The sequence below is a fragment of the Aequorivita flava genome (assembly GCF_038742595.1).
Classification (GTDB): domain Bacteria; phylum Bacteroidota; class Bacteroidia; order Flavobacteriales; family Flavobacteriaceae; genus Aequorivita; species Aequorivita marisscotiae.
In genome coordinates, this window is the sequence record NZ_JBANCF010000012.1 from 54,636 (window position 1) to 80,719 (window position 26,084).

Sequence of the window (26,084 nt, forward strand, 5' to 3'; positions counted from 1 at the left end):
TCTTTTTTCAAAATTGAAGAAATAAGGAAATAATTTAAAGCATTTTCTAATTAAAAATATACGCCTTCCAAAAAAGATTGCTGTATTTTAGCGGCATGTACCAATTACTTAAAAAGGCAGCATATACCCTCGTGCCAAAAAAATTACTTTTTGAACACGAAGTTTTTTTTCGATCTATTTTTGCATTTCACTTACGAGGAAAAAATCACGAGTGTACTGTATGTGGGAAAGGTATTAAACGTTTTATAAAAATACCGGCAGATCTGCTCTGTCCATTTTGTGGAAGCCGTTCGCGAACTCGAAGACTATATTCGCTATTACATTCAAACAATTTGCTCCACGGGAAAGTGCTTCATTTTTCCCCATCGCGAAGTGTTTATAGATTGCTAAAGAAAAACCCATCCATTACTTACTTTAGCACAGATTACGAGGCCGAATTTATTGCCGAACACAAGTACGACATTACCCAAATTCCGTTGGGTGCAAATATTTTCGACCTAATAATTTGCTATCACATTTTAGAACATATTGAAGACGATAGAAAAGCCATGACCGAATTACATCGCGTTCTAAAAAGCAATGGAACCTGCATTATCCAAACTCCTTTTAAGACGGGAAAAACATTCGAAGATGCTTCAATAAAAACCCCAAAAGCCCGCTTAAAAGCTTTTGGACAAGAGGATCATGTGCGCGTTTATTCGGTAGCTGGATTGCAAGAAAGATTAAAAGAAAGCGGCTTTAAAAATGTAGAAATAAACACATTTCCGGAAAACGAGCGTTATGGGTTTGTGGAAGAAACCATATTAATATCGAAAAAATGATTTCAATCTTAATTCCCACATATAATTACAATGTCTTTAAGTTGGTAGCATCGCTGCATGTACAGGCTAAAAAATTGGCTATTATATTTGAAATAAACGTTTACGATGATTGTTCGCCAAACCCCGTTGCTGAAAACGAAGCCATAAACAGTTTGGAAAATGCAACATACCATAAATTGAAAAAAAATATTGGCAGGAGTGCTATTCGCAACCTTTTGGCTAATAATGCCAAATACGAAAACCTGCTTTTTTTAGATGCCGATACCCAAATAATTAGAGCCGATTTTCTAAAAAAATACTTAGCCGCAATAAATAAACACACTGAAATTATTTACGGCGGCATCCTCTATCAATCCGATCCACCCCCAAAATCGGAAATCTTGCGCTGGCAGTACGGGAAAGAAAGAGAGGCCCTCCCAGTTCCAGAAAGGGAAAAACAACCGCATCTACGTTTTTTAACACTTAACTTTCTGATAAAAAAATCGGTTTTTTCCAAATTAGCTTTTAATGAGGAAATTCCAAATTTAAGGCACGAAGACACGCTTTTTGCTTTAGATGCCAAGGCAAAAAACATACACGTGGCACATATAGATAATCCTGTAATTCATCTTGGTTTGGAGAGTAGCGAAATATTTCTTCGCAAATCAAGAGAATCTGTAGAAAGTCTGCATAGTTTTGTGGCGCAAGGCTTAATAAAACACAACGAAACCGCGCTTTCTAAAAAAGCAGAAGTACTAAAAAAGTACAAATTGAGGGAGGTGGCTTCTGTATTTTATAAAACTTTTAAAGCCGCTATGGAAAAAAACCTCTTGTCGTCTAGACCTTCGTTGGTTATCTTCGACGTATATAGATTGGGGTATTACCTCAGTTTATAAAAAATATGACACGATGAAATTTTCAGTAGTAATAGCGGTTTATAACAAAGAAAAGTACATTGGCGACACCCTGAAAAGTGTTTTGGCGCAAACATTTTCCGATTTTGAAATTATTATTGTAAACGATGGTAGTACCGATACTAGTGAAGCCGAAATTTTAAAGTTCAACGATTCGCGTATTCGTTATTTTTCGCAACAAAATAAAGGTGCCGCAGCAGCTCGAAATGCAGCGATAGCAAAAGCACAAAGCGAAAATATTGCACTTTTAGATGCAGACGATTATTGGTATCCATTTTATTTGGAAGAACAAAATAGACTGCTGAAAAAATTTTCAAACCAATATGTATTTGCCACTGCAGCCGAGATTATTCGCAACGGAAAAAAATTTCAAAATAGTTATTCCATAAAGAGAATTGATAATGATGCGGTACTGGTAGATTATTTTGAGGCGAGCCAATTAGACTCGGTTTTGCACAGTTCGTCTTTTGTAGTAAAAAAAAGTGTTTTTGATGAAGTAGGAAATTATAATCCTGAAATAAAGAGTGGAGAAGACACAGATTTATACGTTCGCATTGGCCTGAAATACAAAGTAGTTTTTAGCCCAAAAGTTTGCGCAACGTATGTAGTACGCACAAGTGGCTTGTTTAACAGTGTAAAAAACGTTGCTGAAAAAGCCAATTTTGAAGCCTACGAACCTTTTGAAGAAAATAATCCTGCGTTAAAAAAATTTTTAGATTTAAACAGATATTCGCTTTGTATTTTGGCAAAAATGGAAGGTGATAAACCGGCTTTTAAAAAAAACTTAGGTAAAATAAATCAGACCAATCTCAGTAAAAAACAACGCTTTCTGCTGCGTCAAAACAAAACAATTCTTAAATATCTTTCAAAAACGAAAAATAATCTAGAAAAATTAGGCTTGCGTTTAGGCACCTTTAAATAATTTAAATTCATCGTAATCGCGAATGTAGTCTGCTTCGTTATACACTTCGCTCACTAAAGATAAACAAACAGCTCCCGATGAAAATGTTTCTAGTTCGCGCCAAACACCATTTGGAATTAACAACCCCCTATCTGGTCTGTTTAAAGTAATTGTGCGCCGTGTTTTGCCATTGTCTAAAACCACGTCAAAACTACCGCTTAGAGCAATTAAAAACTGCTGTAATTGTTTATGCGCATGGCCGCCGCGAGTTGAAGAACTTGGCACATCGTACAAATAATACACCCGTTTTATTGTAAATGGCAAAAAGTCTTTTTCTACTACAGAAAGATTACCGCGACCGTCGGGGTCGCTAATTTTAGGAATTTCCTTTAGGGCTATTTTATCCAAATCAACGTAGTGCATGAAGTAAAGTTTGGTTCCATTTTTCAGAAATATTTTGCATTGAAAATTTTTCGACGGAAGATTTTGTATTCTTCTTTAAATTTTGAAAAAGCGTTTCATCAAAACATACGCTTTGCAGCGCTTCAGCGAATAAAGGTAAACTTCTTTCGGGAATCAACAAACCGTTTTTATGGTGTTGTATAATTTCGGAAGGACCCGAAACAATATCCAGCGAAACCACCGGTGTTCCCAACGAAAGGGACTCTACAAGCACCATCGGGAAACCTTCGTATTTGCTGGTAAGGCTAACACAGCGGGCATTTTTGATAATGGCAAATGGACTATTTGTGAAAGGCAAAAAGATTATTTTATCAAAACACGCTTTTGAGTTTGCAAATTTCTGAAGCATTTCCCTATCCTTTCCATCGCCCAAAATAACGAGATGAACATCTTTTTCCCAAACGCTGGATTGCATAAAAGCTTCAATTAAAAATAAAAAATCTTTAACCGAATCGTCCAATCTACCGTAGGAGAGAATGTATTTTTTATTTTGAAGTATTTCGGGCAATTCACCGCCGTCAATTTCCCAAGCAGGGTTAAAAGCGTTGTGAATGGTTATGGAATTTTCTATTCCTTCCTTTCTTAAAACTTCGGTTTCAATGTATTTTGATACGGCTATATTTATACTGTTTTTTCTATAAATTTTTGAAAATGCACTCGGGTTTTCAGTTAAATATTCTGTCTTTTTTGAACTGTGCACCACGTAAATTTTATTTATTTCACGGTAAATAAAGTTAGCGTAAAACAATTCGCGATTAAAGATATTTTTAGGGCGGTGGTCTATTACTACATCAAATTTTTCTGTTTTTAAATAATTTCGAAATTTTCGAAATCGAAGTAATCGTTTTACTAAGGCGTCATTTTCGGTTTTTATTTTTCCTAAATTCAGTATTTTACCGCTAAAAGGATAGTCTATTTCATCGTTCAAAATTACCAAATGCACCTCGTGGCCCCGAGCCTCCAACATTTGTGAAAGCATGGCACAAGACCGCTCCAACCCGCCCTTGGCGAGCGAAATGGAAACAAGGCATACTTTAAATTTCTTTTCAGCGGGCATCGCTAATTATTGTGTATTTTTGGTTGTACAGCGCAAATATAAGTTTTATGAAGCATCCAAAGCTATCTTTCTGCAAGGCATAAAGTATAAATTGAAATGTATATTTAACCGATAAAAATAATACAATCTGCACATGAAAATACTTTTGGTGGGCGAATACAGCCGATTGCACAATTCCTTAAAAGAAGGATTATTGGCGCTAAGCCACGAAGTAACGCTAGTTTCAACTGGCGATGCTTTTAAAAATTATCCGTCGGACATTCTATTAAAGCGCAATTTCGATTCTGGTATTTTAAAAAAAATAAAGGTTGGATTGTACAGACTTTTTGGCTTGGACATTACTTCTCTTTCATTAAAAAATCAATTTTTTCAGCAGAAAGAACAATTTAAAGGTTTTGATGCGGTGCAGTTTATAAATGAAAGTTCGTTTGGGATTTTACCAAAATATGAAAAGGAAATCATTTCATTTTTAAAAAACAACAACAAAAAACTCTTTCTTCTTTCCTGCGGCACCGATTATACCAGTGTGAAATACGCCTTCGAAAAAAAGTTTCGATATTCTATTTTCGATCCACTTTTTGAAGGGAAAGTTTCAGAAAAAGATTTTTATCCCGCATTAAAATATTTAAACCCCGAATTTGAAGATTTGCACAAATTCACTCTTCAAAATGTAAAAGGCGTAGCAGCTTCAGATTTTGATTACGCAATTCCGCTACAGGGAACCGAAAAGTATTACGGGCTAATTCCGAATCCTATAAATACGAAGAAATTACAGTTTCAGTCTATTTCTTCCAAAGGCAAAATCATTATTTTTCACGGCATAAATCGGGAGAATTATTATAAAAAAGGAAATGATTATTTTGAAGCGGCACTTAAAAAAATACTGCAAAAACACCCTTCAAAAGTTGAAGTAATTACAGTTGAAAACGTGCCGTATTTGGAGTATATTGAAAAATATAATTCGGCACATATTCTCTTAGACCAAGTGTTTGCGTACGACCAAGGTTATAATGCGTTGGAAGCAATGGCAAAAGGAAAAGTGGTTTTTACCGGTGCCGAAACCGAGTTTTTGGAATGGTTTAATTTAAAGGAAGACGAAGTGTGTATAAATACGCTTCCCGACGTAGATTATTTGGTTAAAAAGCTTGAAAACTTAATTTTAAATCCAGAAAAACTAACGCGTATCTCAGAAAATGCCCGGCAGTTTATTGAGCGCGAACACGACTATATTTCCATCGCCAAAAAATATTTAGAATTTTGGAAAGTAGCCTAAATTTTAAAAAGGCAAATCGATAGTTTCCGGAACAATAAATTCTTTGGAGTACGGATTTTCAAGAAAGCTAAGTGGTGGTTTTTGAAATTTTAAAATATCTTCTCGTTCAATACCGTACACTTGCCAGTAGTTAGCGAGTAATTGGGCAAACATATCGTCGTTCCAAATTCCAAAAACAGGTTTACTACCTACTTTTTTTATGGGCAGGGCTTCAATACTTATATCAGTATCGGTCGCGTTAATTATATATTCGGGCTTGTACTGAAATATATAATCTGAATAGTGAAAACGCGCGTATAATTCTTCAAATTGAATAGGGTGCAACACGTGGCCTTTCATTTTTTCAACAATATCGTTTTGTCGCTCCCCTATGGCACCATTGTCCTGCAAACACGCAATTATACCAAAACCATTTACGCCCATGGAAAACAATAAATTTACGGTGTCATCGCGATAGCTAAATATATCTGCCGAATATTTCAGTGGAAATACAATGATGCTCCAAGGTTTTTGACCTACAAATGAAATTGGTTCAACCAAAGATTGAAGCATTAAATGAAAATGCCCAAAACGTTCGCGAAGCATTGGAGAAAGGTTAAAATCTTCCCCTAATTTTTGAAGTCTATTTCGTTCGTAAACCATTTCGTAATACAGTAAACCGTACACTATTCTACCGGTCCACTGAAAAAGTAATTTTTCTTCGAGTGCCGCCATTCCTTCAAAACCTTTTTTATAGGCAGCTTGAATTTTTAGATCTAATTGGGCAAAAGCTTCTTTTACTTCGGGAGCGCAGGGCAATTCAAGATCGGAGTATTTATAAGCCTTGGTTTTATCCATCATCTCAATGCGTTCATCACCAAACTTAAAATGATCCATAAGCCATTCTGGAAAAACAGAAATCCGTTCGGTGGTCAATGCGCCGGAGAGAAAGCAAAAATGAGGGTCGAAAACTAAATCTTCAAAGGGATTGTAAAGCGGAGCGGACATAAAAAATACTACTTAAAAAATTTGTGCAAAGGTACGTATTATCTGTTGTTTGCCTTGTTGATTTATTAAAGAGATTAATATCCAAAAAAGGTAATTAACTCTCCTTCTTTCGCTGCTTTTTAAAGTATCGGAAAACCAAATACAGTACGACAAAAAAGTATATAAAATATCGTAAAAAGTGTGCAATCACCACACCTTCAACACCATAAATATCAACAAAATAATAGGCAAAGCCATAGAAAAGAGCCAACGATAACACTTCGGAAAAAATAAAGTTACGCACCATTTTTTTAGCCAGAAATTGATATCCTAAAACCAATGCGGCCAAACGTATAAAATCGCCCAAAAGTTGCCATTTAAACAGCGATTCCATACCGTGAAAATCTGGGTAGATTATCATAATTACGTAATCGCGAAGGAAATAAATAAGCAACATTCCTACTCCAAAAAGCGGCAATAATGTTTTGTAAATATTGAAGAGCTCTGCCTTAAAATCATTTTTATTGTGAATGCTTGCAAACTTTGGAAGCACATAAAGCGTAAAAATTGCACTTGAAAAAACCATGTAGTTTTTAGAAATATTGGTCATTGCAGTCCAAATACCTGCATCGTTAATATTAATGCGGTTTTGGATCATTACACGAATATCTATTTCAACGTAATTTAACAATACCGTTGAAAAAAACGACATTAGCGAAAAAGCCAATAATCCTTTGGCCATAGGCATTTTAAAGGTGAGTTGTGAAAACTGCACATATTCTCGAAGAACTTTTATAAAAATAAAAAGCAAGACAAAAAATTGTAGCGCGGGGGTAATTGCAATTGCAATAAGGGCGCCGTCTATATTGTTTGTAAGTAATAAAACAACAGTAAGAATTGCACTTATTATATAACTAAAAAGGTCTATTCCGGCTAATTTTTTATAGCGTGAAAGCCCATTGACAATACCGTTAAAAATGCGATACATACTTATAAAAGGCACCATTACGGCCAACAACTTTATAAGATAAATGTAATCTGACGACTCAAAAATAGTTGTACTTAAATAATCCGAACCTATAAAAAGAACGGCAGAAACTACAATAGTTCCAAGAACGGTAAATACAAATGTTGTAGAAAAAAGCTTCTGAAGTTGTTCTTTATCATCTTGATATTCCGCAACGTATTTTACAACCCCACTAAATATTCCTACAGATGCAAACGAACTGAGCATCTCTAATAGATTGCGCAACGAGCCTATTTTTGCAATCCCTGCCTCTCCAACAATTTCAGCCAATAATCGCTGAATAAATAGCGAAATAAATAGCCGTACCCCAATAACTCCTGCGTTTAAAGAAGTCATCTTTAAAAGTAAATTTTGACGTATAAATTGTGGGATTTTCAAAATTAATATAGATTTAAAACCCGACAAACCCGATCTACTTCTTCGTCTGCCATTATTGGACTCATAGGAATACTGATTACCTTTTCGTGAATTTTTTCTGTTTTTAAAAAACTTAAATGCGCAAACTCTGTAAGTGCCTGTTGTTTATGCGGTGGAATTGGGTAATGAATTAAATGACCAATTCCGTTTCGGTCTAAATAATCTATAAAAACATTTCTGTTTTCCACTCGAATTACAAAAAGATGGAATACATGATTTTCACTACCATCGTATTTTGGAAGTGTTATTTTCTTGTTTTTTATTTCGGAAATATATCGTTTCGCAATTGCTCGTCTCCGTTCATTATCGGCATCGAGCGTTGGTAATTTCACATTTAAAAATGCAGCTTGCAACTCGTCGAGCCTAGAATTAAATCCCATTAATTCGTTTACATATTTGGTGGAAGTACCGTAATTTCTAAGCTTTTGAACTATTTCTGCCAAGGCATCATCATTTGTGGTTACGGCGCCACCATCGCCTAATGCCCCTAGATTTTTTGACGGATAAAAACTAAATCCTGCGGCATTGCCAATATTTCCTGCACGTTTGCCACTTGCATTTTTTGCGCCGTGTGCCTGTGCCGCATCTTCAATTACAAGTAAATTATGTTCTTCAGAAATTTTTAAAAGTTCCTCCATCAACGAAATTTGTCCGTAAAGATGAACGGGCATTATCGCTTTGGTTTTTTCAGAAATTGAATTTATAAGTGAAGTTAAATCAAAATTATAAGTATCGAAATCGGCTTCCACCAAAACAGGTTTTAAACCGGCTTGCTTTATCGCCAATATAGTAGCGATATATGTATTTGAGGCAACCAAAACCTCATCGTTCTCATTTAATTTCCCGAGAATTTTATACCCTTCCAAAATCAATCGTAATGCATCTAAGCCATTGCCAACGCCAATGCAGTGTTTTGCGCCGCAAAATCTGGCAAAATTGGCTTCGAAAATCTTCACTTGGTTTCCCAAAATATAATAACCCGAATCTATAAATTGTTGGAAACTGTCTTGAAATTCTGCTTCAAAACGTTGGTTGATTGCTTTTAAATCCAAAAAGGGAATCATATAAAAATATCGTTTAAAAGTTCGTAGTTCTCGGTTTTTACCTCGTAAAAATCGTGGGTTATACTTCGGCCGCCAAAGGTTTCTTTCCAGTGCAAAAGCCCTTTGTTTACCTTCTCTCCCTGCTCTTCATTTACAATTCCAAAATCGAAATATTTTTTATGCGAAAAATGCTCCAACAGATGGTTGAAAAGAAAATCTAAACCACCTGTTTGCCGCCCTATTTCATTTGCCGAAATATATTGCGCGTGCGCTAAATTTGATGTTTCAAAAATAGTTGCCCCAGCGACGATTTCGTCATCTTTATAAACGTTGAATTGTTTTATGTTTTCAGGAAATCGGGATTGAAGCAGTTCAATTTCCGCAGAAGAATGAACGGGTTTTTGGTTGTGCACTTGCATTAAATTTGGTTCCAAGACTTCGTTCCAATACGCTTTAAATTTTGCTTCTTCTTTAACTTCTAACTCGTTTTTAACTCCTTTTTTTATTCCGCGTAAGCGATTTGAAGATTTAATTTTTAAACTATTTTCATTGTTAACACAACTTGTAATATCTCTACGAGTTAGCGATGCTTGGGTTAAAAACAATAAATAATCAATTTCGTCACTCGGCAATTGATGGTATATTTTGGGAATCAATTTCAGTTTTAAAACAGCTACTCCTTCCCTATTTAAAAAAGCGAGCACATTTTTAAATATTGCTAAAGTTTCAGGAAAAGTACATTTCTTACTTAAAACTAAGCCACCGTACGATAACCCTTGATGCGAATGTAACTCGGAACCGGAAATATTTGCAGGGAGCACAGCAACTAACTTTTCACCTTTAAAAACCAGTAATGAATGGTCTGTAAAACGATCAGAATGATAATCCATAAAATCGCGCTGAAACAAAAACGTAGCGTTCTTTGCTTCTTTTACAAAGCTATCCCACAGGTTTTTTTGCGACGGATTGTATTTTTTTATGTTGAAATTTTCCAAATTGTCTGGTTTCAATTTTTAGTTTGAAAAAACGTTCCCGTTGTCGTCAATTACAGCGCGTACAGATTTCCAGAATGTGCCTTGCTGTAAGTTATAACTTGAATCGTCTTCCAAATATTTCAAATATTCAGGATTTTCACTTAATACAGCAAATAAAACACGGAATAGATTTACATTGCTTTGCAGTTCTGCGTCCATTCCCTCCACTAAATGTCCGTTCCATTTTATAGCTGCCAAGGTAGCATAAATAGAGTGTATTTGGCTAGCATTTTCAGTAGAAAACATTTCGGGGTAACTTCCCAAACCCACCCATCCACCGTGGTCTGCTAAGATAATGACAATAGCATTTGGATCGTTTTCAGAAATATAATTTACGGTAGTTTTTAACCAGTCATTTACTTCCTGTATTTTTTCAATATACATATCGCGCTCCTCCTCTTTTGATGCAGCAAAATGTATGTGATGTGGCAATAATTTTTCCACAAAATAAAAGCGCGGACCTTCTATATTTGAAGTATCCATCGCAGCTTTTAAATCGTTGAAAACTACTTTTTTTACATTGTTATCGTTACTGAAATAAGGTATCTCATCAGGATTTAAATTGTAGTAATCATACGCTTGAATTGGTCGGTTTTGCTGAAAATATTCATCTTGAACAATAAAGAAATTTTTATACCCATTATTCCTTAAAATTGAAATTGCCGCGTTATCTCCCGCAATAATATCTCGTGAATTTGGCATATCTATCGATGGAAAAAGCACTTTCCCAAAACGGTGCTGCTTCATAGCAAACATAGAAGAGTTTGATGTTAAACTCGCCGGGTAATTGCTTCGGAAATTGTTGTAAATTTTAAACCCATTATTATCCAACCACTCGTAAAAAGGGTTATTGAAATTATACAGACTGCTTTCCATAATCTGGCGTGAAACATAGCCGTCTGGCTGAATTAGGTATATGTTTGGAGTAGATTTAAACGTTGCGTTTTCAATTGAATCTGGCAGTTGCGTCCACGCCATTTTTTGCTCGTGTTCAACAATTTTTATAATAACATTGATTGTAGGCAGAATACTCATTAATAAAATTATTACGAGCAATTTTTTAAAATGTGCGTAAAATTTATAAGCAGCCAATGCCGAAACAATCAGCAACCCAAGCAGCATTTTCTTCTTTAACGTAAGATACATTGCTTGCGACATTAGTGTTGCCACGGTCATAATTATTAATACAAAAAGAATCTGTGCTTTGTATTTTGAAAAGGTTTCGGAATATTTAAATACCAAAAAAGCAATGGAAAAAATAACAATAGGAATCCCTATAAAAAACAAGACGAAAAATCCGAAATGCTCCCAAGAATTGATTGCAGAATAATTATTTGAAAAATAGAAAACAATTGGGTAGAATCCGCAAATTAATCCTGTGAGTAAAGGATTGAAATCTCCCTTAACGTGTTTTGCTAAAAAATCACCCATTTACTATACTTTTTTAAACACAATATTTCCGTTGCTATCTATGTATTTATACACGCCACTTTGGGCTCCTTCTTTTAGAATAAGATAGCTCGCGTCTTCTTGCAAATGTTCTAAATATTTTTCTTCTTCGCCCAAATACGCGAATAAAACTCTAAATGAATTCACACAGCTTTTAAGAAATGAATCACTATCAGGAGCTTCGCCATTTGGCCATTTTATAGCCAACATAGCTCCAAAAGTAGTATAAATAATCTCGGGATTTGAGGTTTTTGTGTAAGCTTGCCGTGTATAATCCAAGCCCACAAAACCACCGTGATCTGCCATAATCATTATTAGGGCTTCGGGATCCTTTTCGGTAATTAGATTAACCATTTTTTCAATCTTCGCATTTGCAATTCGCAACCTTTTTATCCATTCATCGCGCTCAACTTCCTTTCCTTTTGAAGCATCCTTGGTGGTGGAAACATGGCTGGGTTCAAAAATTTCGATAAAAAAGAAATTGCCACCATCATTTTTAGAATCGATAGCTTTTTTTAAATCGGGAAGCACTTCTTTTTTCACGTTGAAACCTGTGGAAATATAAGGTATTTCACTATAATCAAAATTGGTAAAATCAAATCCTACTTTTGGGCGATTAACCAATAAATACGGGTGTTCGGAAATAAAATGTGTTTTATAGCCATTGTTTTTGAAAATAGAAAGTACAGGGTTTTCGGTAATAATGTTTTTTCGTGCGTGGAGCATTTCGGAGTAATCCTTACCATGATTGTAATAATGGTGTTTCATCATAAAGGTGGCGCTGTTTGATGAAATTGTGGTGATATAATTACTTCGGAAATCTGGGTAATTTTTAAAGTTGTTTTCAGCCAAAAAAGTATTGAAATCCGTATTATCTACTTTATAGAAATCGCTTTCCATTTCAGAAAAACTCGCGTAACCATCGGGCTGTATATAATATATGTTAGGTTTTTTTTTGAAGATTACTTCCTCAATACTATCGGGTTGCTGCGTCCATTCTGAATCGTAATTTACATATTTCATCAGCGTAGGCACTAAACCAATAAAGCCAATTACGGCCAAAATAAGTTGCAATAGAATCCAATTTTTGAAATGCTTGTGCAGAAAATAAGCAATTAAGGCTGCTACGATAAAAATCCCCAAAATAATTTTACGCTGAATATCTGCGTACAAAATGATTTTAATGTAGAATAGAAATAGAAAAACACTAAAAAACGGCAAGAGATACTTTCCCCATTTTGAAGCAAAAGAAGAATTTGAAATCCATTTTAAAAATGAAAAGAGAACAATTGGCAGCGCAATAAAAAGCAATAGAAAATACCCAAACTGCTCCCATGAATTAATCATTCCAAAGTTGCGGGAATAGTAAAAAACCAAGGGATAAAGACCAACCCCAAGTGCAATTAAAACAGGGTTTTGCGAAATATTTTGAAAATGTTTTCCTGGAAAACTATTTTTAGGCTTCAAGATTCTTGTTTTTCAACAAATATAGCAAACGTTTTGTGCCTTTTACCGTTTCCTTTTTTTCAATTGTGAAGTATTGCAAATAGCCTTTTTCAAACTCAGTTTCGTTATAAAAATCGAAATGGTTTATAAACTCGCGTTTACGTACCAAAAGCGATTGCGCCCAAGAGTCTTCGCGTGTTGGAAATTCAATGATTAAATGTTTTGAGAAAAACGCAAAAAATTCGGCCGATTTTTCAAAAGGCACATTTCCGGAAAGCGTAATATGATGTATTAAAGCCAACGCCATTGTAACATCTGGCGCGTATTCTGCCAAGCGTTCTATTAACGAATTGCGTTCTGTATTATTAAAACCAATGCCAGGTGCGGGTTGTAATACATCGCACACAAAAGGCAGCATATTAGACTCCTTATTTTGATGCACTTGTTTGTAATTATAATCTACAGCATTGCTATCAATATCAGTAACTATTATGTGCGGAACACTGTCTATTACCGTTCGTGCAAAAGTACCGTCATTGCCGCCTACATCAATTAATTTTTGAGGCGCCATAGGCTTTATCCACTCTTTTATGAGTGTTTTTTTGGCTTCAAAAGCGGTTTCGTCGTAATTGGTTTTGTTGTAATAATCGCCCCATTCGCTAGCTTCTTTTAATGACAAACCTTTTATATAATCGTAAAGGCTTTCAATAATATTTTCTTGCGATTTTTTTGAAAGCGCTGCTATTTTTGTTTCGGCTTTATAGTCTTCGCTGTGTTTGCTTTCCATTTTTGCAAGCAGATGAACGTTGGGATAAAGCACCGAACTTATTTTGGTTCTTGTAGGAAGTAAGGAAGAAATCAATTTTACCGGAATACCATCAATGTGCGTTTGCATCATTTTAAAGACTTCGGTGCCGTAGTATTTTGCCAGTGCCAACGGTCCCAAGAAATGCATAATAAATTGTTTGTACGCGCGCCACGGCGTACCTTCTTCGTAAAAATCAAACGAAAGCGTATCTATAAAAATTGGTTTTCCTTTGTGAAAAGTAATATTATACGCGGAAGCATCCTTTAAAATAAACCCTTTTGAAAGAGCATATTTTTGAATTTTTAAGGTGTGGAGTGCCGCGTGTTTGTACTGCTCAAAACTCCATTCGTACGGGTTTGTAATAAATGGAATGTTTTCCGGTGTAATAATTATTTCGTCGGAAGAAGCGGCCGTTTCTGTATGTGGAATTAGTAGTTCATTCGCAATAAGGTTTTTGAAAAACCCACTGTCTTTCAACGTGTTGTATTGCGGAAAATAGATGGGTTTTATAGCTCTGCGAAGGGTGTTTCCATCGTGAAAGATATACCCCGAAGGATCTCGAAAAGAAGCTTGGTGTGCGTTAGTTTTCTCTGTCATATTTATCGGTGTCTTGCTCTTCAACGTCAATTGAATCGTAAGTATCTTCCTCTTCTTTTACCAATCCGAAAAAAGATTTCACCTTGTACATAACACTTTTTGAGAAAAGCAAAATACCAGCTGCTGCAGCTACAACTGCCTGTACTATCATTGCTCCCAGCCCTGGATCGAAATAAAGAAAATTCATACCTAAAATTTTATACTAATTGCCTTAATGTTCTATAACTTCGCTTGAGCTCAGTCTAATTTTTTCGGCTACCGCAAATAAACTAAAAATCGTTGAATTTAAAGAAGGTAAGCCTGATTATTTTACAAGTAGCCTAGAGCCTGATAACATAAGACGAAGACTTCGAATTAGTAAAAACAGTTTTGTTAATAGTGTTTTCGTCCTTCGTCTTATATCAGCAATGCAACTATTTTTGCTACAGTTTGTTTCGTTTGCGATCTACTTCCTTCAAATGTATTTTTCGAAGTCTTAAATGGTTTGGCGTAACCTCAACGTATTCGTCTTTTTGAATGTATTCTAGCGCTTCTTCCAAAGAAAATTTAATAGCTGGAATAATACGGGCCTTATCGTCGGCTCCAGAAGAACGTACGTTTGAAAGTTTTTTGGTTTTGGTAATATTTACCGTCATATCGTCTTGACGCGAGTTTTCGCCAATAACCTGTCCTTCATAAATATCTTCATTCGGATTTACGAAGAAACGACCTCTATCCTGTAATTTATCGATAGAATACGGAATAGCTTGACCAGTTTCCATAGAAACCAAACTTCCGTTTTGTCTTTCGGGAATACCACCTTTTAGGGGTTGGTATTCAAGAAAACGGTGCGTCATAATTGCTTCCCCAGCGGTTGCGGTAAGCAATTGGTTTCTAAGACCAATGATGCCGCGTGATGGAATGATAAATTTACAAACCATTCTGTCTCCTTTTCCTTCCATGCTCAGCATTTCGCCTTTACGGATGGTCACCATATTAATGGCGGTGCCACTCACGGTTTCGGGCAAATCGATTGTCATTTCTTCAACTGGCTCGCATTTTACACCATCAATTTCTTTGATGATAACCTGCGGTTGTCCAATTTGAAGTTCGTATCCTTCGCGACGCATGGTTTCAATTAAAACAGAAAGGTGCAAAACCCCACGACCAAAAACCATAAATTTATCGGCACTATCTGTAGGCTGCATGCGCAACGCCAAGTTTTTTTCCAATTCCTTTTCAAGGCGCTCCCTGATATGGCGAGAGGTAACAAACTTTCCGTCTTTACCAAAAAACGGCGAATCGTTAATGGTAAAAAGCATACTCATTGTAGGCTCGTCTATAGAAATTGTTTTTAGCGCTTCGGGGTTTTCTACATCGGCAACGGTATCGCCAATCTCAAAACCTTCTAAACCTACTAAGGCACATATATCGCCTGGTTGCACTTCGGTTACTTTTTTACGGCCCATACCTTCGAAAGTATGAAGTTCTTTAATTTTTGATTTTACTATTGTGCCATCACGCTTAACCAACGCAATTTGCATTCCTTCTTTTAAAACGCCTCTCTGTAAACGACCAATTGCGATACGTCCTGTAAAAGAAGAAAAGTCTAATGAGGTAATTAACATTTGCAGGGAACCGTCTTCAATTTTTGGAGAAGGCACGTGTTCTAAAACCATATCTAACAAAGGTTCAAGCGTGTCGGTTGGTTTTTTCCAATCGTCGCTCATCCAGTTTTGTTTTGCCGAACCGTAAACGGTTGGAAAATCAAGTTGCCATTCTTCGGCGCCCAATTCAAACATTAAATCAAAAACGGCTTCGTGTACTTCTTCCGGAGTACAGTTTTCCTTATCTACCTTATTTACAACCACACATGGTTTTAAACCAAGATCTATTGCCTTTTGCAACACAAAACGGGTTTGTGGCATAGGGCCTTCAAAAGCATCTACCAAAAGTAACACTCCATCGGCCATATTTAGTACACGTTCAACCTCACCACCAAAATCGGCGTGACCAGGGGTATCAATAATATTAATTTTTGTGTCTTTATATATTACTGAAACGTTTTTTGAGGTAATGGTAATTCCGCGTTCGCGCTCTAAATCGTTGTTATCCAGAATAAGTTCACCCGTATTTTCGTTTTCACGAAAAATACTACAGTAGTGCATAATTTTATCTACCAAGGTTGTTTTACCGTGGTCAACGTGGGCAATAATGGCAATGTTTTTGACTTTCATATAGTTACTCCTTTTTTTAAGAGGGTGCAAAAGTAGTGTTTCTAAGTGGATTAGAAGCGAAAAGTTGCTGTTTTATTTTTCAGAATAATTTCTTGAAATGATTGTAATAAATACATTGAAACCAATCTTCGGCGCATCAGAATACTAAAATACGTATCTTTACAGTGCTAAAAACATTGTATGAAACTTGAATTAATCCCAAAAATAAAGCACACAAACGCTAACAATTTTTTCCTTCTCGCTGGCCCCTGCGCTATAGAAAGTGAAGAAATGGCAGTGCAAATTGCCGAAAAGATTGTACGAATTACCGACAAACTGGAAATCCCATTCATCTTTAAAGGAAGTTTCAAAAAAGCCAACCGAAGTCGGATTGATAGTTTTACCGGAATTGGCGATGAAAAAGCCTTAAAAATATTACGAAAGGTTTCCGAAACTTTTGATGTTCCTACCGTAACAGACATTCACGAAGTAAGCGATGCCGCAATGGCAGCAGAGTATGTAGATGTTTTGCAAATACCAGCTTTCCTGGTACGGCAAACCGATTTGGTTGTGGCCGCAGCTAAAACCGGAAAAGTAGTAAACTTGAAGAAAGGGCAATTTATGAGTCCCGAAAGCATGAAACACGCCGTTACAAAAGTAACCGATTGCAATAATGAGCAAGTGTTAATTACAGACCGCGGAACGATGTTTGGCTATCAAGATATGATTGTAGATTTTCGGGGAATTCCAACGATGAAACAATACGCACCCGTAGTTTTGGATGTAACCCACAGCCTACAACAGCCCAATCAGAGTGCTGGCGTTACTGGCGGCAGACCCGAAATGATTTCCACCATTGCCCGCGCTGGTATTGCAACCGGTGCCGATGGTATTTTTATTGAAACCCACTTTGACCCCGCAAATGCAAAAAGCGATGGCGCCAATATGCTCAATTTAAATTTACTGGAAAAACTATTGACAGATCTTGTAGCTATCCGAAAGACTATTAATCATTTGTAATATTTTTTATCGCGCAAAGCGTATGCTTCCAAAAGAACATCGTTTAATACCTGTTGATCAATTTCTTCAAGTGATTTAAACCGAAGGGATTTCATATGTTTTCGGCCATCAGAAATTAATATTTCTTTATGCTTGGTTAAATGTGTGCCATGCCAAAAAACCAAATCGACATATTTTTTTGAAAAATTCAGATAGCAAAATGGCTTGTTTTCAATATAGAAGAAAGGCATTTTCCATTTATACAATAGTTTAGTTTCAGGCAGTAATGTTTCTATTGTAGCTTGTAAATGCAACAAGATAGCGCGGAAGGGCTCCGGTTTATTTAAAATATAGTCATCGGCTGGTTTCATAAAGTGAAGTTACTAATAAATAGAATGCGCTTCCATTAAAATTGCTGCGCGCTAAGCCAGATAATACTTTCAAAAAGTATTTTAGCTAGCTAAATCTGGTTTAACTGAAACTTTAAAGATTGTGAAATGTGAAAAGATTGGGCTCGATGGGTTAAAAACCGTCATTAATTTTAAGTGGAGATATCCGCCAAATAGAGAAAGCCGTTTCTTTTAAAGAAACAGCTTTATCCTATTTGGCTAAGCTAACTCCCCAATTAACCTAGAGTATAAAGATGCGAAGAAGTTCGGCATCTGTCAAGAGGAAAATACCTGAAATTACTCAGGGTTTTCCCTGTTTTTTTTGTAAGAAATTACTTGCATTTTAAAGATGCTGAAAATATTAACCACATTTTTTTAAAATAAATTTGGTGATAAAACATATTTGCATTTACTTTGTTTTTCAAAGTACTTTATTATGGCTGAGCAAGATTATTTAAAAGATATTAGTGAAATCAAAAATTTAATGAACCGCTCCACACGGTTTATTTCACTTAGTGGACTCTCCGGGATTTTTGCCGGTCTATATGCCATTATTGGTGCAGCCATTGCATATTTTTATCTCTTTCCTGCTGCTGGCGAATATATGGCAATTAATAGTTATAATTTCCTACTTCTTGTGTCGCTACTAGCGGTTGTAGCGTTATTAAGTGTAATAACAGCAGTTTTATTAACTACGCGACAAGCAAAAAAAAATAACGAAAAAATTTGGGACACAACCACTCGCCGCCTCTTACTAAATTTTCTAATACCAATGGTCACTGGCGGAATTTATATAATTATAAATATCAACAATCAACATTATGGACTAACTGCTTCATTAATGTTAATTTTTTACGGACTCGCATTAGTAAATGCTTCCAAATACACCATCGGAAATGTAAAATATCTAGGCTATGCACAAATAATTATTGGGCTAATCTGCGCAGCACTTCCAGGCTACGGCCTTTGGTTTTGGATATTGGGCTTTGGCATTTTTCACATTATCTACGGAAGTATTATGTATCTAAACGAAAGAAAAAGCTAGGGTGGGCATTATAGACAACATAAATAAGCTTTTTGATCATCGAATCCGTTTGGGGATAATGAGCATTCTTGTGGTGAATGAAAGTGCCGATTTCAATCGATTAAAGGAACTGCTCAATGTTACAGACGGCAATCTTGCCAGCCACATAAAAGCATTAGAGCAAGCCGAATATATTTTAGTTGAAAAAAGTTTTGTGGGAAGAAAACCAAATACGAGCTACAGCACCACCACGCTTGGGAAGGCCGCATTTAAAAAACATATTGAAGCTTTAGAAAAACTGATAGGAAAAAAGGAATAGAACCAATTGTAATTATAAAATAATTGCGCAAGAAAACAATGAACACTTTCTACTTTATAAACTTTTAAAACACAGAATATGAACTCCAAAACTAAGAAATTTTTCAGAAGAAAAAACAGACAAATTTTTGTAATAATTGTAGCAATACTATTGCTTATTCCACTATTGGCAATGCAATTTACAGATCAGGTTAACTGGAGCTCTTTAGATTTTGTAGTCATGGCAATGCTGCTTTTTGGTATTGGGTTTACTTGCGAACAGGTTTTTTGGAAGGTTAAGAAAAATAAACACCGACTTTTTATTTTAGTACCATTGCTCATTGTATTTTTTCTGATTTGGGCAGAACTTGCAGTTGGTATCTTTGGCTCCCCATTTGCGGGAAGTTAAATAACAGCATCTATTTTTTTATTCATTTACTTTGTATTTCAAAGTACTTTAAAATTAATTATTTACATTTAAAACTAAACATATGAAACAGAAAAACGGAAAATTCGGCAATTGGATGCGAAACTCCATCACTGCACGGATGTTAGTGGTTGGCTTTTTATTACTGGTATTGCTAATACCTTTACAATTCGTCAAATCACTCATTATTGAGAGAGCCAGCAGGCAGGAAGCGGTGATTAGGGAAATAAATGAAAAATGGGGGAACGAAGTGCTGCTCTCCGGTCCCATCGTAAAAATTCCCTACAAAGTAGTTTCCGAAGAAAAAATTTATAACCAAAAAAACAATTCCTATTTCACAAAAAGGAAAGAACTTGTAAAATATGCCTATTTTTTACCAGACAAATTAACCATTTCTGCGCAGGTTGATACAAAGCCGCTAAACAGAAGTATTTACGAATCTGTGGTATATTCTGCAGCCATTGACGTGACAGGAAACTTTCCTAAAATCGATTTTTCGGTCGGTGATATTCTCGACGAAAATATACTCTGGGAGAAAGCTACTGTGCTTTTAAACACTTCAAATTTAAAGGGAATAAAAACGACTCCTATTGTTAATCTGGCTTCGGAAACATTAACGATGACACCACAGTATTCCAACGAAAATCTAAATACAATTCAGAGCAATTACATTCCAAATGCAAAAGAATTATTGGCTACATCGCATCCTTTTTCCTTCAATTTAAAAATTAACGGCAGCGAAAGCCTGAATTTTTTGCCCATCGGAAAAGAGACAGACGTCACAATGAAATCTAACTGGCACTCCCCTAGTTTTGACGGTAACTTTTTGCCCGAAGACACCGATAAAGAAATAAGTAAAGACGGCTTTTCGGCCTCGTGGCGAATCTTGCAAATTAATCGACAATTTGAGCAATCATTTTTTGGACAACTTCCAAATCTTACTACTTCGGCATTTGGCACAAAACTCATAATTCCCGTGGACGAATACCAAAAAAGTGAACGAACCGCAAAATATGGTTTTATGGTTATTGGCTTAACATTACTGGTGTTTTTGTTAATTCAATTGGTTAGCAAAATTTACATACATCCTTTTCAATATGTAATGATAGGTTTGGCTTTGGTGATGTTTTATACATTACTTATTTCAATTTCGGAACACAGCACTTTTTTTAAGGCATATTCCATTGCGGCCGTTGCCGTACTCGGCTTAGTTACGGTTTACTCCCGTGCCATAATAAAAGGTTTTAAATTTCCGATGCTTATCTGCGCATCTTTGGCTTCGTTGTACGGCTTTATTTATGTAATTATACAATTGGAAAATTATGCGCTTTTGGTAGGCAGCATCGGCCTTTTCTTAATCTTGTCAACAATTATGTTCGCCTCTCGAAATATTGATTGGAACAATGCAAGTTAATATTGTAAACACATAATAACAATCAAACCTCACGGGATTTTAATCTGTGAGGTTTTAATCAATACTTATATTATGCATATTTTCAGAAGCAAGTATTTTTATAGCACACTACTCTTACTAACTGTAGAAATCGGCATTGCCAAGTTTCACTTTAATCCGTTTGTACGTGGATTTTTAGGCGATGTTTTAGTGATCTTACTACTGTATTCGTTTCTGAAAATTTTCATCAAAAACAATGTTTTTAAAATTGCGATGTCCGTTATGGTATTCGCCTATTTTGTAGAATTTCTTCAGCTATTCAAGCTTGCAGAAAAACTTCAAATCCATTCAGAAATATTATTGACAATCTTGGGTTCAGTGTTTGACACTTATGATCTCGTGGCCTATTTTCTTGGCTTTCTACTTATTCTTTTAATTGAAAAAACTATTTTAAAAAATGAAGACAATAAAAACATTTCTCTTTAATCGTTTCAATATACTGTTTCCGCTTTTGTCGCTAACAGCTTTGTGTATTATTCTGCTTGCCATTCGCTCAAAAAGCACACATTCTTTCTTTTATCTTTTCTTAGCATGGAATTTATTTCTCGCCATGGTGCCGTTTTTTATTTCTATGTACGCAAAAACCCGCGAAGGCTTAAAAAAATACAAGCTCTATTCGCTGCTTCTGCTCTGGTTACTTTTTCTTCCAAATGCACCATATATAATAACAGATTTTATTCATTTGCGTTTAAGCCCTATTAAATGGCTTGGTTTCGATGCTTTAATGATTGCGATTTTTGCAGTTACGGGCATTGCGTTTTACTTGTTCTCGGTAAAGGATATTGAAGAAATTCTTTTTAAAAATTTCAACAGGAAAATGACTTCCGGGTTTTTGGTCGTGCTTCCATTTTTAGTGGGTTTTGGAATTTATTTAGGGCGTGTTCTTCGATGGAATTCGTGGGATATTCTTCATAAGCCGAGCCATCTTTTTACAGATATTTTTGAAATATTCACCAATCCGCTTCTACATTTTAAAGCGTGGTTGTTTACCTTTTTAATTGGATTTTTATTAAAACTTTGTCGTTGGACTTCCGATAAATTTCTTTTCAATACTATTGGTTTTTAAAGGTTTTATATTTAGAATAAAAATTATAATTTGCGAAATAAATTATAGCCCTTCTTTATGCCTTTGCGAATTAAATTACTTTTTGTTCTTCTTTCTTTATTTAGTAGCGCAAACTCTCAGGAACGTCAAAAAGCGGTATTCGGAAAGCCAACCGAAAGTGAACTGGCAATGAAGTTTTATGAAAAAGACACCACGGCCAATGCGGTTGTTTTGTATGAGCAGGGATATTATTACTATGCGGCAGTTGGCGATTATATTAAATTAATTAAGGAGGTTCATCGGAAAATAAAAATTTTCGATTCCCAAACTAGAGATTATGGTACTGTAGAGATACCATTATTTAGCTCCGATGGTACCAGAGAAAAGGTAAAAGGCTTTAGTGCTTGGACCTATAATGGAAATACCAAAAGAAAAGTATCTTCCGATGCTATATTTATTACGTCGGAACCAGAAATTGGATCGGTTTGCAAAATAGTTTTTCCAAACGTAACCGATGGAAGTGTAATTGAATACGTATATAAATTAGAATCTCCTTTTCTTTTTAATTTTTACGGATGGCATTTTCAAGACGAATTACCTAAAATTTACAGTGAATTTCTATTTAAAATACCATTAGAATATCAGTTTGAAAATATTCTTTATGGCAATCAGTCTTTATATTTAAACAAATCTGAGGTTACGGATGATTGTTTGCAAACAAAAGTAAATACAATGATTGTTGGATGTCCGATCACGCTATATGCTATGAAAGATATACCAGCATTTCAGCAAGAGGATTATATGCTATCTTCTAAAAATTATATTTCGCGGGTAGAATTCGAGCCCAAAGAACTTTTTACTTCTACGGGATGGAGGAGATCCAGAAAATTTACAAAAGAGTGGAAGGATGTTGACAAATTTATTAAGAAAGGTGAAATGGGGAGTCAACTTAAAAACTCCAAGTATTTCAAGGAAAACCTAGCAGATTCAATCCTAGCAATAGCCGATGATCTACAAAGAGCCAAGGCAATTTATACTTACATCCAGAATCACTACACCTGGGACGGTACATTTTACAGCTCAGAAACAGAGGTAAAAGATGCTTTTGACGATAAAAAAGGCAGCGTTCCTGAAATTAATCTTTCCTTAATTAATGCGTTAGAGGCAGCTGGATTAGATGCAAAACTAATGTTGCTATCTACTAGACAAAATGGTCTGCCTACCACACTTTATCCAGTAATGACAAAATTTAATTATACGGTAGCGGCATTGAAAATTGCAGACCAAACTTATTTATTGGACGCAACAGATAAACAAGCGCCTTTTGGTTTAATTCCGTTTCGCACGTTAAATGTGCAAGGTCGCGTTATGGATTTCAAAAAAGGAAGCTATTGGATGCCTATTGAACCTTTTAAACAAAATATCCATTACGTAAATGCACAGATTATTGCTACCGACGACGGTAATTTTAAAGGCAAAGTTTCTCAAGCGAATTATGGTTATATAGGTTTAAAAAAAAGAAGCACTATTGAAGAAAAAACTTTGGAAGCTTATATTAAAACTGAAGGAAATGATAAGGCAGGCGTAGAAATTCAGGAGTACCAAGTAGAAGATTTAAATAGTATTGAAAAACCGCTCAAAGAAAACTACAACGTTACCATAGAGCCAGAAATGGTGGGTGATAAAGTATTTCTATACCCATTTTTCAACAAAACCTATATTTCTGAAAATCCCTTTAAATTAAATGAACGAAATTACCCGATAGATTTTGGTTTTCCATTTACAAACACCTATTTACTTTCCATAGATTTGGGCAACGTTTACGAAACTATCCAATTACCAGAAAGTAGAACTATAAAATTACCTGGTGATGACGGTGAGTGTTCGGTAACCTACATTTCTGAAGGAAATAAAATAAACATCCGCTTTAATATGAAGTTAAACGAATACCGCTTTCCACCTGCCGCATATCAATCTTTAAAAGAATATTTCGGCACTATGATTACCATCTTAAAAGAAGAATCCATCGTTTTAAAAAAGATATAAAATGAATTTAAAATCATTCCTCATTATTTGTTTCACCCTACATTTTACAATTGGAAACGCACAAATTACCCAATCGCCACATATTTTTGGCGAACCCATGGCTTCCGAATACGCAATGACGAGCTATCCTTTAGATCCTGAAGCAAACGGAGTGGTACTCTATGAAAGAGGAAATTACACCGTTGATGCCGCCGATGGTTATATTCGACTTTTTAAAGAAGTACACCGAAAGATTAAGGTTTTTAATGCAAAAAATTTTGAGCACAGCACGATTGAAATTCCATATTATCGCGAAAACAATGTTCGCGAAAATGTGAAAGATATAAAAGCCATTACCCATAACGGTAAGGCTAAAGTTTATGTGAGCGAGAACGCCATTTTTAACACAGATGAAACCGATCATTGGTCGCTTAAAAAATTTACCTTTCCAAATGTTCAGGATGGTAGTATTCTGGAATATTCCTATAGAATTGAAACCCCTTATTTTCACAATTTGGGAGGTTGGTCTTTTATGAATGAACTGCCAACGGTTTATTCTGAATTTCACACCGAAATACCCGGAAATTACACTTATAACCGCACCATGTACGGCAATAGAAAACTCGATGTAAACCACGCCGAAATAAAAAAGAATTGTTTTTTATTGCAGGGTTTTAAAGTGCCTGGCGACTGCGAATCTGCTACCTATGTAATGAAAGCAGTACCAGCTTTTAAAGAAGAAAAGTACATGCTTTCGGGCGATAATTATAGAGCCTCTATAAAATTTGAACTGCGCAACGCTGTTCATGTTGACGAAAGCAAAGCCAATTATTCAAAAACCTGGGACGATGTAGATCGCACTTTTAAATACGATAAAAATTTAGGCCGCCAGTTAAAATACGCCAGTTATTTTGAAGAACAACTGCCCGCAGCCATCAAGAACACGCAAGACGATCTGGAGCGTGCAAAGGCAGTGTATTATTTTATTCAAAAAAGCATGGCCTGGAATAACGAAAGACGAATTTTAAGCGATATTCGTGTAAAGGATGCTTTCGAAAAAAAATCTGGAAATAGTTCCGAAATAAATCTAAGCTTAGTAAATGCGCTGGATGCAGTAGGGCTCAAACCAAAAATCATGTTGCTGGCCACTCGAGATAAAGCACAACCTACCAAACAATACCCAGTGTTAACAGACTTTAATTATGCGGTAGTTTATTTAACTATTAATAAAGAAAAGTATTTATTGGACGCCACAGACAAACACGCCCCATTTGGAGTGCTGCCCCTTCGTTTATTAAATATTGAAGGACGCGTATTCGATTTTAAAAATGATAGTTTTTGGGAACCTATTGCACCTTTTGAAAAAAACATGCATTACGTTAATATGCAATTAACTGCCAATGATAATGGTGAATTTTCAGGGAAGGCAACCGAAGTTTCTACCGGCTATATTGCTCTTTCCAAAAGAAGCGATAACAATAACTGGGCAAAGGATGAAGTAATTAAAAGAAAACAGAGCAAAAATGAGGCTTTAGATATTACAAATCTAAAAATTGAAAACGAAACAGATTTAGACCAACCTTATAAGGAAAGTTACGATCTTAGTATCTACGAGCAACCTGTGGGCGATAAATTATTTGTGTACCCATTTTTATTTCAAACGTATTTTACCGAAAATCCGTTTACTAAAGAAACCCGTGCATACCCGATAGATTTTGGTTTTCCTGTGATTAATAATTACTTAATTTCTATAGATGTTGCAGACCAATACAAAATAACCAAAACCCCCGAAAACAAAATTTTAAAGCTTCCCAATAACGATGGTGAATTTTCGGTGGTGTACGATGTATCTGGCAATAAAGTGAATATTAGGTTAAGCATAAAACTAAATACAACCGCCTATTCTACGGAAGCATACCCTGCATTGCGCCAGTTTTTTGACAATTTGGTAAAAATTCAAAATGAAGAGCCCATTGAACTTCAGAAGCTATAAATAGCTAAACTGTTTAGGTATTTTGATTTTAGTGTTCGTAGAA

The 26,084-nt window shown here is 35.6% G+C and carries 25 protein-coding genes; 13 read left to right on the forward strand and 12 right to left on the reverse strand.

The features are described 5' to 3' along the window. The first annotated feature begins 77 nt into the window (after window positions 1-77). The 3 genes from VZD24_RS12840 to VZD24_RS12850 are packed head-to-tail and all read left to right on the forward strand — an operon-like array spanning window position 78 to window position 2,636. Entirely contained in the window at window positions 78-821 is a 744-nt protein-coding gene (locus tag VZD24_RS12840) for a class I SAM-dependent methyltransferase (protein WP_342688812.1), read from the forward strand. Then, window positions 818-1,696 (forward strand): glycosyltransferase family 2 protein, encoded by an 879-nt coding sequence (locus tag VZD24_RS12845; protein WP_279447244.1) that lies wholly within the window; start codon window positions 818-820, stop codon window positions 1,694-1,696. The genes VZD24_RS12840 and VZD24_RS12845 overlap by 4 nt, the downstream gene beginning before the upstream one ends. Window positions 1,697-1,709: 13 nt before the next feature. Continuing rightward, window positions 1,710-2,636 (forward strand): glycosyltransferase family 2 protein, encoded by a 927-nt coding sequence (locus tag VZD24_RS12850; protein ID WP_342687846.1) that lies wholly within the window; start codon window positions 1,710-1,712, stop codon window positions 2,634-2,636. Here the strand turns inward: VZD24_RS12850 and VZD24_RS12855 are convergent. Together VZD24_RS12855 and VZD24_RS12860 are read right to left on the reverse strand one after the other, a co-directional pair. Beyond that, a complete protein-coding gene (locus tag VZD24_RS12855) occupies window positions 2,619-3,038 on the reverse strand; it encodes a sugar 3,4-ketoisomerase (RefSeq protein ID WP_279447242.1) in 420 nt (139 codons plus the stop codon). The two genes, VZD24_RS12850 and VZD24_RS12855, sit on opposite strands and share 18 nt — an antisense overlap. Then, window positions 3,025-4,134, reverse strand: coding sequence for a glycosyltransferase (locus VZD24_RS12860; RefSeq protein WP_342687847.1), 1,110 nt, complete (start codon window positions 4,132-4,134; stop codon window positions 3,025-3,027). The genes VZD24_RS12855 and VZD24_RS12860 overlap by 14 nt, the downstream gene beginning before the upstream one ends. A gap of 133 nt (window positions 4,135-4,267) precedes the next feature. Between VZD24_RS12860 and VZD24_RS12865 the strand changes: the two genes are divergently transcribed. Continuing rightward, window positions 4,268-5,407 (forward strand): glycosyltransferase, encoded by a 1,140-nt coding sequence (locus VZD24_RS12865; RefSeq protein WP_342687848.1) that lies wholly within the window; start codon window positions 4,268-4,270, stop codon window positions 5,405-5,407. A gap of 3 nt (window positions 5,408-5,410) precedes the next feature. On the opposite strand, the gene VZD24_RS12870 is transcribed toward VZD24_RS12865, so the two are convergent. The 9 genes from VZD24_RS12870 to typA all read right to left on the reverse strand — a co-directional run bounded on the left by VZD24_RS12870 (window position 5,411) and on the right by typA (window position 16,410). Then, entirely contained in the window at window positions 5,411-6,394 is a 984-nt protein-coding gene (locus VZD24_RS12870) for a hypothetical protein (RefSeq protein ID WP_279447239.1), read from the reverse strand. 94 nt (window positions 6,395-6,488) lie between these two features. After that, complete coding sequence (locus tag VZD24_RS12875) at window positions 6,489-7,736, reverse strand: O-antigen translocase (RefSeq protein ID WP_342687849.1); 1,248 nt, start codon at window positions 7,734-7,736, stop codon at window positions 6,489-6,491. Window positions 7,737-7,780: 44 nt separating this feature from the next. Beyond that, the gene (locus VZD24_RS12880) at window positions 7,781-8,881 is read right to left on the reverse strand and encodes a DegT/DnrJ/EryC1/StrS family aminotransferase (protein ID WP_342687850.1); all 1,101 of its coding nucleotides are present in this window, start codon (window positions 8,879-8,881) and stop codon (window positions 7,781-7,783) included. Continuing rightward, window positions 8,878-9,870 carry a GNAT family N-acetyltransferase gene (locus VZD24_RS12885; protein ID WP_342687851.1) on the reverse strand — a complete coding sequence of 331 codons (993 nt, stop codon included), beginning with the start codon at window positions 9,868-9,870 and terminating at the stop codon, window positions 8,878-8,880. Before VZD24_RS12885 ends, VZD24_RS12880 begins: the two co-directional genes overlap by 4 nt. Window positions 9,871-9,873: 3 nt before the next feature. Further along, window positions 9,874-11,325 (reverse strand): sulfatase-like hydrolase/transferase, encoded by a 1,452-nt coding sequence (locus tag VZD24_RS12890; RefSeq protein ID WP_342687852.1) that lies wholly within the window; start codon window positions 11,323-11,325, stop codon window positions 9,874-9,876. Between the two features lie 3 nt (window positions 11,326-11,328). Continuing rightward, on the reverse strand, window positions 11,329-12,810 hold the full coding sequence (locus tag VZD24_RS12895) for a sulfatase-like hydrolase/transferase (protein WP_342687853.1): 1,482 nt from the start codon (window positions 12,808-12,810) through the stop codon (window positions 11,329-11,331). Continuing rightward, window positions 12,800-14,194: a class I SAM-dependent methyltransferase gene (locus VZD24_RS12900; RefSeq protein ID WP_342687854.1), complete on the reverse strand. Its 1,395-nt coding sequence runs from the start codon at window positions 14,192-14,194 to the stop codon at window positions 12,800-12,802. Before VZD24_RS12900 ends, VZD24_RS12895 begins: the two co-directional genes overlap by 11 nt. Then, complete coding sequence (locus VZD24_RS12905; RefSeq protein WP_279447232.1) at window positions 14,178-14,381, reverse strand: hypothetical protein; 204 nt, start codon at window positions 14,379-14,381, stop codon at window positions 14,178-14,180. Before VZD24_RS12905 ends, VZD24_RS12900 begins: the two co-directional genes overlap by 17 nt. A gap of 235 nt (window positions 14,382-14,616) precedes the next feature. Beyond that, window positions 14,617-16,410: a translational GTPase TypA gene (typA, locus tag VZD24_RS12910; protein WP_279447231.1), complete on the reverse strand. Its 1,794-nt coding sequence runs from the start codon at window positions 16,408-16,410 to the stop codon at window positions 14,617-14,619. Between the two features lie 180 nt (window positions 16,411-16,590). Here typA and kdsA point away from each other — a divergent pair, with 180 nt between their 5' ends. Further along, window positions 16,591-17,409 carry a 3-deoxy-8-phosphooctulonate synthase gene (gene kdsA, locus VZD24_RS12915; RefSeq protein ID WP_279447230.1) on the forward strand — a complete coding sequence of 273 codons (819 nt, stop codon included), beginning with the start codon at window positions 16,591-16,593 and terminating at the stop codon, window positions 17,407-17,409. On the opposite strand, the gene VZD24_RS12920 is transcribed toward kdsA, so the two are convergent. After that, entirely contained in the window at window positions 17,400-17,759 is a 360-nt protein-coding gene (locus VZD24_RS12920) for a DUF1801 domain-containing protein (protein ID WP_279447229.1), read from the reverse strand. The genes kdsA and VZD24_RS12920 overlap by 10 nt on opposite strands. 454 nt (window positions 17,760-18,213) lie before the next feature. Between VZD24_RS12920 and VZD24_RS12925 the strand changes: the two genes are divergently transcribed. The 8 genes from VZD24_RS12925 (at window position 18,214) to VZD24_RS12960 (ending at window position 26,041) form a co-directional block, all read left to right on the forward strand. Next, entirely contained in the window at window positions 18,214-18,822 is a 609-nt protein-coding gene (locus VZD24_RS12925; RefSeq protein WP_279447228.1) for a hypothetical protein, read from the forward strand. 1 nt (window position 18,823) lies between these two features. Beyond that, window positions 18,824-19,120: a winged helix-turn-helix domain-containing protein gene (locus VZD24_RS12930; protein WP_279447227.1), complete on the forward strand. Its 297-nt coding sequence runs from the start codon at window positions 18,824-18,826 to the stop codon at window positions 19,118-19,120. A 78-nt stretch (window positions 19,121-19,198) separates the two neighbouring features. Next, window positions 19,199-19,507 (forward strand): hypothetical protein, encoded by a 309-nt coding sequence (locus tag VZD24_RS12935; RefSeq protein ID WP_342687855.1) that lies wholly within the window; start codon window positions 19,199-19,201, stop codon window positions 19,505-19,507. 82 nt (window positions 19,508-19,589) lie between these two features. Then, window positions 19,590-20,939, forward strand: coding sequence for a cell envelope integrity protein CreD (gene creD, locus VZD24_RS12940; RefSeq protein WP_342687856.1), 1,350 nt, complete (start codon window positions 19,590-19,592; stop codon window positions 20,937-20,939). Window positions 20,940-21,011: 72 nt separating this feature from the next. Next, on the forward strand, window positions 21,012-21,404 hold the full coding sequence (locus VZD24_RS12945) for a ribosomal maturation YjgA family protein (RefSeq protein ID WP_279447224.1): 393 nt from the start codon (window positions 21,012-21,014) through the stop codon (window positions 21,402-21,404). Next, window positions 21,376-22,044, forward strand: coding sequence for a DUF1361 domain-containing protein (locus VZD24_RS12950; protein ID WP_279447223.1), 669 nt, complete (start codon window positions 21,376-21,378; stop codon window positions 22,042-22,044). Before VZD24_RS12945 ends, VZD24_RS12950 begins: the two co-directional genes overlap by 29 nt. 57 nt (window positions 22,045-22,101) lie before the next feature. Beyond that, window positions 22,102-24,069 (forward strand): DUF3858 domain-containing protein, encoded by a 1,968-nt coding sequence (locus tag VZD24_RS12955; protein WP_342687857.1) that lies wholly within the window; start codon window positions 22,102-22,104, stop codon window positions 24,067-24,069. Between the two features lies 1 nt (window position 24,070). Then, complete coding sequence (locus tag VZD24_RS12960; RefSeq protein ID WP_342687858.1) at window positions 24,071-26,041, forward strand: DUF3858 domain-containing protein; 1,971 nt, start codon at window positions 24,071-24,073, stop codon at window positions 26,039-26,041. Window positions 26,042-26,084 lie beyond the last annotated feature (43 nt).

What these genes read in the sequence shown, in the direction of transcription:
- VZD24_RS12845 (WP_279447244.1), top strand. Translation starts at nt 818, where the DNA reads ATGATTTCAATCTTAATTCCCACATATAATTACAATGTCTTTAAGTTG.
- VZD24_RS12850 (WP_342687846.1), top strand. Translation starts at nt 1,710, where the DNA reads ATGAAATTTTCAGTAGTAATAGCGGTTTATAACAAAGAAAAGTACATT.
- VZD24_RS12855 (WP_279447242.1), bottom strand. Translation starts at nt 3,038, where the DNA reads ATGCACTACGTTGATTTGGATAAAATAGCCCTAAAGGAAATTCCTAAA.
- VZD24_RS12860 (WP_342687847.1), bottom strand. Translation starts at nt 4,134, where the DNA reads ATGCCCGCTGAAAAGAAATTTAAAGTATGCCTTGTTTCCATTTCGCTC.
- VZD24_RS12865 (WP_342687848.1), top strand. Translation starts at nt 4,268, where the DNA reads ATGAAAATACTTTTGGTGGGCGAATACAGCCGATTGCACAATTCCTTA.
- VZD24_RS12870 (WP_279447239.1), bottom strand. Translation starts at nt 6,394, where the DNA reads ATGTCCGCTCCGCTTTACAATCCCTTTGAAGATTTAGTTTTCGACCCT.
- VZD24_RS12875 (WP_342687849.1), bottom strand. Translation starts at nt 7,736, where the DNA reads ATGACTTCTTTAAACGCAGGAGTTATTGGGGTACGGCTATTTATTTCG.
- VZD24_RS12880 (WP_342687850.1), bottom strand. Translation starts at nt 8,881, where the DNA reads ATGATTCCCTTTTTGGATTTAAAAGCAATCAACCAACGTTTTGAAGCA.
- VZD24_RS12890 (WP_342687852.1), bottom strand. Translation starts at nt 11,325, where the DNA reads ATGGGTGATTTTTTAGCAAAACACGTTAAGGGAGATTTCAATCCTTTA.
- VZD24_RS12900 (WP_342687854.1), bottom strand. Translation starts at nt 14,194, where the DNA reads ATGACAGAGAAAACTAACGCACACCAAGCTTCTTTTCGAGATCCTTCG.
- VZD24_RS12905 (WP_279447232.1), bottom strand. Translation starts at nt 14,381, where the DNA reads ATGAATTTTCTTTATTTCGATCCAGGGCTGGGAGCAATGATAGTACAG.
- typA (WP_279447231.1), bottom strand. Translation starts at nt 16,410, where the DNA reads ATGAAAGTCAAAAACATTGCCATTATTGCCCACGTTGACCACGGTAAA.
- kdsA (WP_279447230.1), top strand. Translation starts at nt 16,591, where the DNA reads ATGAAACTTGAATTAATCCCAAAAATAAAGCACACAAACGCTAACAAT.
- VZD24_RS12920 (WP_279447229.1), bottom strand. Translation starts at nt 17,759, where the DNA reads ATGAAACCAGCCGATGACTATATTTTAAATAAACCGGAGCCCTTCCGC.
- VZD24_RS12925 (WP_279447228.1), top strand. Translation starts at nt 18,214, where the DNA reads ATGGCTGAGCAAGATTATTTAAAAGATATTAGTGAAATCAAAAATTTA.
- VZD24_RS12935 (WP_342687855.1), top strand. Translation starts at nt 19,199, where the DNA reads ATGAACTCCAAAACTAAGAAATTTTTCAGAAGAAAAAACAGACAAATT.
- creD (WP_342687856.1), top strand. Translation starts at nt 19,590, where the DNA reads ATGAAACAGAAAAACGGAAAATTCGGCAATTGGATGCGAAACTCCATC.
- VZD24_RS12945 (WP_279447224.1), top strand. Translation starts at nt 21,012, where the DNA reads ATGCATATTTTCAGAAGCAAGTATTTTTATAGCACACTACTCTTACTA.
- VZD24_RS12950 (WP_279447223.1), top strand. Translation starts at nt 21,376, where the DNA reads ATGAAGACAATAAAAACATTTCTCTTTAATCGTTTCAATATACTGTTT.
- VZD24_RS12955 (WP_342687857.1), top strand. Translation starts at nt 22,102, where the DNA reads ATGCCTTTGCGAATTAAATTACTTTTTGTTCTTCTTTCTTTATTTAGT.
- VZD24_RS12960 (WP_342687858.1), top strand. Translation starts at nt 24,071, where the DNA reads ATGAATTTAAAATCATTCCTCATTATTTGTTTCACCCTACATTTTACA.